This window comes from Bradyrhizobium sp. YR681 (genome assembly GCF_000282615.1).
GTDB lineage: Bacteria > Pseudomonadota > Alphaproteobacteria > Rhizobiales > Xanthobacteraceae > Bradyrhizobium.
Genome location: NZ_AKIY01000034.1, coordinates 24,176 through 31,372 on the forward strand (window position 1 = coordinate 24,176; position 7,197 = coordinate 31,372).

Genomic DNA, 7,197 nt, shown 5'->3' on the forward strand with positions numbered 1-7,197 from the left:
TCACCAAACCATAAGACCGCTTCCGGCGCTATGCACACCATGGCGGAGGAAACCGATAATCCATGCCATCAGGATGGCCGCGACAAAACCGTCCAGACGGTCCAATAGACCGCCATGGCCGGGAATTAAGTGACTGGAATCCTTGACACCGAAGCGCCGCTTGACCGCGGATTCGAAGAGATCGCCTGACTGCGACACGACCGACAGGGCCGCACTGACCAGCAGCAATGGAACCAGCTTCCCGATCCCGCAAGCCGCAAAGCCGGCGGCGACCGCAAGGCTCGCCACGAACCCGCCGAGCGCGCCGGACCAGGTCTTCTTCGGGCTCACGCGCGGCCATAGTTTCGGACCGCCAATGCTGCGTCCGGCGAAATAACCGCCGATATCGGTCGCCCACACCACCAGCAGCACGAACATCAGCGCGGAGAAGCCGTTGACGAGATCCTTCCGCAGCAGGATCGAGGCCAGCAGCGCCGCCGCCGCGTAGGCAAAGCCGGTCGCCGCCCAGACGAACTTGCCGCGTGCGATCAGTGTCACGATCGCGCCGCCGACACAGCCAACGATGATTGCGGTCTTGAGCGCTCCGGCGGCAACGCACAAGCCCATCGCGGCGATGACGAAGGTCCCTGCCCCGGTCAGCGCGGTCGAGCCCGCGCCCACCACCATCAGCCATTCGGCGAACAGCCCGATCGATACCAGGGTGACGAGCAGCGCCCATAGCCAGCCACCGGCGTAGGCGAGCGCAATGGTCAGCGGCGCCAGCACCAGCGCCGCGAGGATTCGCATCACCAGATTACTCGGGGCAGGCCTTGCGCCCGCCGATGCGGCGTCGGGTTCGCTCACGAGGCGGTTTTCGCGACCAGGCCGCCGAAACGGCGTTCGCGCCTGGCAAATTCGGCGATCGCCCCTTCCAGCGCCGCCTTGTCGAAGTCGGGCCAGTGGATCGGCACGAAGACGAGCTCGCTATAGGCGGCCTGCCACATCAGGAAGTTGGACAGCCGCTGCTCGCCGCTGGTGCGGATGATCAGATCGGGATCTGGAATGTCGGGCGCATCGAGATGCGCGCCGAGCGTCTCGGCATCGATCGAAGCTGCGTCGCGCGTGCCGTCGGCGACCTCGCGCGCCAGCTTCTGCGCCGCCTTCGCGATCTCCTGCCGCGAGCCGTAATTGAAGGCGACGACCAGCGTGAGGCGCGTGTTGTCGCGCGTCAGCTCTTCCGCTTCGTTCAGCAGCGCGCAGATGTCGCCCTCGAGCCCGTCGCGCTCGCCGATGATGCGGACCTTGACGCCGTCGCGGTGCAGGCTGGCCAGATCGTTGCGGATGAAGCGGCGCAGCAGGCCGAAGAGATCGCCGATCTCGCTCGCCGGACGCGACCAGTTTTCCGAGCTGAACGAGAAGATGGTGAGATAGCGGATGCCGAGCTCGTGCGAGGCCCGCACCACGCGGCGCAGGGCCTCGACGCCGCGGCGATGCCCCTCCGCCCGCGGCAGGCCGCGCGCGGCCGCCCAACGCCCGTTGCCATCCATGATGATGGCGACATGCGCAGGCGCGTCGGACCGGTCGGGTCCTTCCGTTGCGGGCGCGGCGGCGTTGGACATGGAGGCGGCCTCAAAGCATGATCCGGACCCGAAGGGCCGCGTGAGCGCGAAGTGCGAAGCGGTTTTCCGAGAAGATCATGCGCGAACAATAACCCAAAGCGCGCTTCATCGCGCCTTAGACGGTGAGGATTTCTTTTTCCTTGGCGGCCAGCAGCTGGTCGATCTCGGTGATGGTGCCGTCGGTCGCCTTCTGCACCTCGTCGGCGTGACGCTTCTGGTCGTCCTCCGACATCTCGTGATTCTTCTCGAGCTTCTTGAGAACGTCGAGACCGTCGCGGCGGACATGGCGCGCGGCAACCTTGGCCGCCTCGGCGTATTTGTGCGCGACCTTCACCAGCTCCTTGCGGCGCTCCTCGTTGAGCTCGGGGATGCGCAGGCGCAGCACCTGGCCTTCGGTCGCGGGCGACAGGCCGAGATTGGAATCGACGATCGCCTTCTCCACCGCCTTGACCATCGACTTGTCCCAGACCTGCACCGAGATCAGGCGCGGCTCGGGCACGCTGACGGTGGCGAGCTGGTTGAGCGGCATGTGGTTGCCATAGGCCTCGACCTGCACCGGATCGAGCATCGAGGCCGACGCGCGGCCCGTGCGGAGGCCGCCAAGCTCGTGCTTGAGCGACGAAACGGCGCCCTGCATGCGGCGCTTCACTTCGTTGAGGTCGAAATTACCCGTGGCCATCACGTTTCTCCTTCAATATCCCGGCGACCTCTCCGCGCCCTCCCTTTGGGGCGCGCCAGACGAGCCGTCAGCCGGCGACGATGGTTCCGTGGCCGATGCCACGCAGTACAGCGCCGATCGAGCCCGGCTCCGCGATCGAGAACACGATGATAGGCAGCGACGTCTCGCGGGCAAGCGCGAAGGCGGTCGCATCCATCACCTTGTAGCCGCCCTCGATCGCCTGCGAATGCGTCAGGCGGTCGAACCGCGTGGCGGTCGGATCCTTCTTCGGGTCAGCCGAGTAGACGCCGTCGACATTGGTCGCCTTCAGCACCGCCTCGGCGCCGATCTCGGCGGCGCGCAGCACCGCGGTCGTGTCGGTGGTGAAGAACGGATTACCGGTTCCGCCGCCGAGCAGCACGATTCGGCCCTCGGCGAGGTATTTGTGCGCCGCAGTGCGGGTGAACAGCTCGGAAATCTCGGGCATGACGAAGGCCGACAGCGTGCGCGCCGGCGTACCCTTGCGCTCGATCGCCGATTCGAGCGCGAGACAGTTCATCATGGTGGCGAGCATGCCCATGGTGTCACCGGTCGTGCGTGACACGCCGCGTGAGGACACCTCGACGCCGCGCACCATGTTGCCGCCGCCGATCACGACCGCAACCTCGGTTCCGAGATGGCGGGCGGCGATCAGATCGTCCGCAACCCGGTCGACGGTCGGCTGATCGATGCCGAAACCCTGCTGTCCCGCGAGATATTCGCCGGACAGCTTGATCACGACGCGACGATAGACCGGATCAGTCATGAGCACGTTTCCTTGTCCGGGCGCCGCTTCCGGCGGCACGCCGGAAGGAGGTGTTCCGGCGCTTACTTCTTGCCGCTGGCCGCCGCGACCTCGGCCGCGAAGTCGCTTTCCTGCTTCTCGATTCCCTCACCGAGAGCATAGCGCACGAAGCCCGCGATCTTCACGGCGCCGCCGACCTTGCCTTCGGCTTCCTTCACCGCCTGCGCCACCGACTTGCCGGTGTCGTGGATGAAGGCCTGCTCGAGCAGGCAGACTTCCTTGTAATAGGTCTTGAGGCCGGACTCGACGATCTTCTCGATCACGTTCTCCGGCTTGCCCTGCTGGCGATATTTGTCGGCGAGCACGTCCTTCTCGCGCTTGACCACCGCCGGATCGAGCCCGGACGGATCGAGCGCCAGCGGGTTGGTGGCGGCGATATGCATCGCGATCTGGCGGCCGAGCGTTGCGAGTTCGTCGGCCTTGCCGGGCGATTCCAGCGCCACGATCACGCCCATCTTGCCGGCACCGTCGATGACCGCGCCGTGGACGTAGCTCGACACCACGCCCTGGCTCACTTCGAGCGAAGCGGCGCGGCGCAGCGTCATGTTCTCGCCAATGGTGGCGATCGCGTCATTGATCGCGGCTTCCACCGTGACGTCACCGACCTTGGCGGCCTTGATCTTCTCGACATCGGCGCCGGCGTCGAACGCGACCTGCGCGACCATCTTGACCAGGCCCTGGAACTGGCCGTTGCGCGCGACGAAGTCGGTCTCGGAGTTGACCTCGACCACGACGCCCTTGGTGCCCTTGGTGAGCGCGCCGATCAGACCTTCCGCGGCGACGCGGCCCGACTTCTTGGCGGCCTTGGACAGGCCCTTCTTGCGCAGCCAATCCTGCGCCGCTTCCATGTTGCCGTCGTTTTCGGTCAGCGCGGCCTTGCAGTCCATCATGCCCGCGCCGGTCGACTCGCGCAGGTCCTTGACCATCGCAGCTGTGATCGTTGCCATCGTTGAAAATCCTTCTTGCCTGCCGGTTTGCCGCGGCGTGGCTCCAATCGCCCCGCCGCGGTCCATCTCAGGAATTCGCGTCAACTGAATGAAATGGTGGCCGGAGTTGATCCGGCCAACCCATCGCTCGCTTTGACTATTCCGCTTCCGCGGTCAGCGCCTTGGCCTTGGCCACCCAGGCATCCGCACGGCTCGGCAGACCGACTTCTTCGCCGATCTTGTGCGCGGTGTCGTGGTCGAGCTCGGCGAGCTGCCAGAAGTGGAAGATGCCGAGGTCGTTGAACTTCTTCTCGATCGCACCCGACACGCCCGGGAGCTTCTTGAGGTCGTCGGCGGTGCCGCGGGGACCGGCAAGGCCCTGGAAGCCGCTCGACGATGCCGCCGGCAGCTCTTCGGCCATCGGACGGGTCGAGGCACCGATGTCGATGCCCGAATCGCCCTGGGCGCGCGAGATGCCGTCGATCGCGGCGCGCGCGATCAGGTCGCAATACAGCGCAATCGCACGGCCGGCGTCGTCATTGCCCGGCACCACATAGGTGATGCCCTTCGGGTCCGAATTGGTGTCGACGATCGCGGCGACCGGGATGTTGAGGCGCTGGGCCTCCTGGATCGCGATGTCTTCCTTGTTGGTGTCGATCACGAAGATCAGGTCGGGCAGACCGCCCATGTCCTTGATGCCGCCGAGCGAGCGGTCGAGCTTGTCGCGCTCGCGCTGAAGCGTCAGGCGCTCCTTCTTCGTGTAGGAATTGGCTTCGCCGCCGGCCAGCACGTCATCGAGGTGACGCAGGCGCTTGATCGAGGCCGAGATCGTCTTCCAGTTGGTCAGCGTGCCGCCGAGCCAGCGCGAATTGACGAAATACTGCGCGCAGCGCTTGGCAGCGTCCGCGACGCCGTCCTGCGCCTGGCGCTTGGTGCCGACGAACAGGATGCGGCCGCCCTTGGCGACGGTGTCGCTGACGGCCTGGAGGGCCGTGTGCAGCATCGGCACGGTCTGGGCGAGGTCGACGATGTGGATGTTGTTGCGGGCGCCGAAAATGAACGGAGCCATTTTCGGATTCCAGCGGTGCGACTGGTGACCAAAGTGCACGCCAGCTTCGAGCAGCTGACGCATAGTGAAATCGGGTAGTGCCATCGTTCCAGTTCTCCGGTTGGTTCCTCCGGAAGCGTGTGAGCAAGACGGAGCGTTGTCGCCCCGGCTGCCACCGGACGGCCTTGTGAGCCATGCTTCCGTGTGAGATGCGGCGCTATATAGCGCGATTTCGGCCAGAAGCAAGGAAATAAGGGCCTTTCGGGGGCGGCTTTCGCCCGCGAGAGGCCCCTATCACACTGACCGCCCTTTCCTAGCACTTCGGCTGGTTCGGCGGGCACCTCTTGGGCGCTGGCGCCGCCGGGCGCGGCGGAGGCGCTGCAGGTCGCGGCGGGGGTGCCACCGCCACCCGGGGTGGCGGCGGAGGGGCCGGCCGGGCCACCGGCGGCGGTGCCGGACGGGCGGCGGCGACCGGGGGAGCGGGTCGGGGCGGCGGAGGCGCCGCCATCCTTGGCGGCGGCGCCGACACCCGGGGCGGCGGTGGCGGTGTGGGCCGGGCCACAGCCTGGGGCCGCGGCGGGGGTGCCGCCGGTCTTGCCGCCTGCGGCGGAGCCGGCGGATGGGCCTGCGGCCGGGTCGGCTCACGCGCGGCCGATGGCGGCGGCACGACCGGTTTTCCCACGGCAGCGGGCGGCGTACCGGGCGCGGCTGCCGGCGGAGATGCGCCGGCCGGCTCGCGCGTTGCGGACTTGGCTCGCTCGGCAGGCCCGGCGCCCGGTGGGGTCTGGGCAAGCGGCGGCTTCGGCGGTTGGCCAGGTCCAGCTGCCGGACTTGCCGTGGCGGGCGCGGCCGTCGCCGGAGCCGCACCGGTCGGCGCTCCCGGATGGACCGGGGGCGCGGCGTTGGGTGCAGTTGCGGTCGGCACGGGCCTGCCGCCCGGCAGAGGCCCTGCCCCTGCCGGCGGGGCCGGCGGACCGCCATGGGCGCCGGGGACCGGCAGCGTGTTGGCCGCGGGCAGCCTGGTCTGCGGCGCAGCGTTCGGCGCCGTACCCGGGATGGCACCTGGTCCGGCCCCTGGAGCCGCATGCGGCGCGACGTTGGCCGGTGTCGCCGGCAACGTCCCGGGCCTCGCCGTCGGCTGGATCGTTGCGCTTGGCGGCATCGGCGCCTTGCCCTGCTGGATCAGGGCGGCGCGCTGCGTAGCGGCTTGCGGCAACATCGGCGCGACCGGGCTGGCGCGGCCGGCAATCGCCGGCGTCAGATTGCCGGGCCCGGTCCCGCCTCCCGCTCCCGCCGGAGGTCCCGGCGGCCGGTTGATCACGGTGTTGATGACCGTGGTGTTGTGGATGTTGGCATAGACGATGTTGTTCGGCGGTGGCGCGACATAGACCGGCGGCCTGACGAACACCGGGATCGGCACGAACATCGGCTGCGGCAGCACGAACAGGCCGACCACGGGCAGCGGCGGTTCCAGCACGACGAAATCGGGCGGCGGCGGCGGCAGGTAATAGACCGGCGGCGGCGGTGGCGGCGCGAAGCCGAACACGGGATCGCTGAAGTACAGCACGGGACGGTCGACATAGACCACCTCCTCCGGCGGCGGTGGCGGCACGTCGTAGTCGATCATCGCAAAGCTCGGCGGCGGCTCGACCGGTGCCGTGAGGATGGCGAGGCGCCGACGCGCATCGCCTGCATGCGGCCCGCGCGGATAGCGGCGCAGATAGGACCAATAGGCCTCCGGCGTGTCGGTGCGATAGGTCCGCCGCCAGGTGATCGCCTCGCGGCGCGCCGCGACGATCGCCATCACGCGCCTGGACATCGGATCGTTCGGATACGCCGCGAGAAACTCCTCATAGGCCGGCAGCGTGTCGCGCTGGAGCGCGGCCGCGTAGGCGTCCTGCACGCCGAGATCGCGGATCGGCTTGCTGCGGATCGCGGCGACCTGATCGGCCGAGGCCTCCGGCGGCGGCGCGTCGGGGCCGCGATCGAAGAACGAGAATGGCGCGGATATCTTCTGCTCGTTCCAGGGCACCTGCGCGCCCTTGGAGGCCTCGTTGACGCGCAGGCGGACGCGATCGAACACCTCAGGCAGCGGCAGCCCGCCGGGGCGGATCATCTCGGCC

Annotated in this window: 7 protein-coding genes; all 7 read right to left on the minus strand. The window is 68.2% G+C overall.

Going from position 1 to position 7,197, the window contains the following annotated elements:
- A complete protein-coding gene (locus PMI42_RS05465; protein WP_035964597.1) occupies positions 1-843 on the minus strand; it encodes a phosphatidate cytidylyltransferase in 843 nt (280 codons plus the stop codon).
- Positions 840-1,598: an isoprenyl transferase gene (locus tag PMI42_RS05470; RefSeq protein ID WP_008131337.1), complete on the minus strand. Its 759-nt coding sequence runs from the start codon at positions 1,596-1,598 to the stop codon at positions 840-842. Before PMI42_RS05470 ends, PMI42_RS05465 begins: the two co-directional genes overlap by 4 nt.
- Positions 1,599-1,713: 115 nt before the next feature.
- On the minus strand, positions 1,714-2,277 hold the full coding sequence (gene frr / locus PMI42_RS05475) for a ribosome recycling factor (protein ID WP_008131339.1): 564 nt from the start codon (positions 2,275-2,277) through the stop codon (positions 1,714-1,716).
- A gap of 67 nt (positions 2,278-2,344) precedes the next feature.
- Positions 2,345-3,061: a UMP kinase gene (pyrH, locus tag PMI42_RS05480; RefSeq protein ID WP_008131341.1), complete on the minus strand. Its 717-nt coding sequence runs from the start codon at positions 3,059-3,061 to the stop codon at positions 2,345-2,347.
- Positions 3,062-3,123: 62 nt separating this feature from the next.
- Positions 3,124-4,047 carry a translation elongation factor Ts gene (gene tsf / locus PMI42_RS05485; RefSeq protein ID WP_008131343.1) on the minus strand — a complete coding sequence of 308 codons (924 nt, stop codon included), beginning with the start codon at positions 4,045-4,047 and terminating at the stop codon, positions 3,124-3,126.
- A gap of 136 nt (positions 4,048-4,183) precedes the next feature.
- Positions 4,184-5,179, minus strand: a complete 996-nt coding sequence (locus PMI42_RS05490; RefSeq protein ID WP_008131345.1) for a 30S ribosomal protein S2 — start codon at positions 5,177-5,179, stop codon at positions 4,184-4,186.
- 208 nt (positions 5,180-5,387) lie between these two features.
- Positions 5,388-7,197 (minus strand): hypothetical protein (locus tag PMI42_RS05495; RefSeq protein WP_008131346.1); only part of this gene is annotated, 1,810 nt, incomplete at its 5' end.

Bases quoted from the DNA above. Each gene is read 5' to 3' on its own strand.
- pyrH (WP_008131341.1), bottom strand. From the start codon at position 3,061: ATGACTGATCCGGTCTATCGTCGCGTCGTGATCAAGCTGTCCGGCGAA.
- tsf (WP_008131343.1), bottom strand. From the start codon at position 4,047: ATGGCAACGATCACAGCTGCGATGGTCAAGGACCTGCGCGAGTCGACC.
- PMI42_RS05490 (WP_008131345.1), bottom strand. From the start codon at position 5,179: ATGGCACTACCCGATTTCACTATGCGTCAGCTGCTCGAAGCTGGCGTG.
- frr (WP_008131339.1), bottom strand. From the start codon at position 2,277: ATGGCCACGGGTAATTTCGACCTCAACGAAGTGAAGCGCCGCATGCAG.
- PMI42_RS05470 (WP_008131337.1), bottom strand. From the start codon at position 1,598: ATGTCCAACGCCGCCGCGCCCGCAACGGAAGGACCCGACCGGTCCGAC.